1 protein-coding gene is annotated in these 548 nt (G+C 32.7%); it reads right to left on the minus strand.

The annotated features are described in order from the left end of the window. Window positions 1–454: HTH domain-containing protein (locus LGK95_RS22265; protein ID WP_319001956.1), on the minus strand; the 454-nt coding region annotated here is incomplete at its 3' end. Between the last annotated feature and the right edge of the window lie 94 nt (window positions 455–548).

The raw sequence follows: 548 nt of genomic DNA on the forward strand, positions 1-548 counted from the left end.
TGTTCTGAATAAGTGCAAAAATTGAAGAGATCCTTAAACTACCGTTTTTCACCTGCCTTTCTTGCAGCTCGATTTTTTTTAATAGTTCTGCTTCCGCCTTCCAGTATTCAATCTCAGCATCTTTTCTTGTGATTATTTCTTCTAATGTTAATTCACGTTTAAGTGGGCGTCCACTGCTGAATTTTCTAGTATCTCTAAGGCCTAATTCGCCAGATTGCTTATAAGCCTTGCGCCATCTCTTACTAGAAGACGTGATTCTATAATTACCAAGTGCTTCTATATCGAACCCAGCATCTTTAAAAATCTGAGACGATAATTTTCCCATTATATGCTCGGCTACAAATAATGATTTGAACTCATCTGTATATGTAATTCCTTTTTCACTAACTCGTTTAATATATCTGTTTTTTGAGAGTGCTAAAATTTGTTCATTAGTAAATACTTTTTTACTCATAATGCTCACAACCTTTCTAATTTAATTGTACAAAAAAAGATCCCATATGAATAGACTTTTTTAGTGTCTATCATATAGGATCCATTTTATTAAT

The sequence above is a fragment of the Clostridium algoriphilum genome, from assembly GCF_020443705.1.
GTDB lineage: Bacteria > Bacillota > Clostridia > Clostridiales > Clostridiaceae > Clostridium_AD > Clostridium_AD algoriphilum.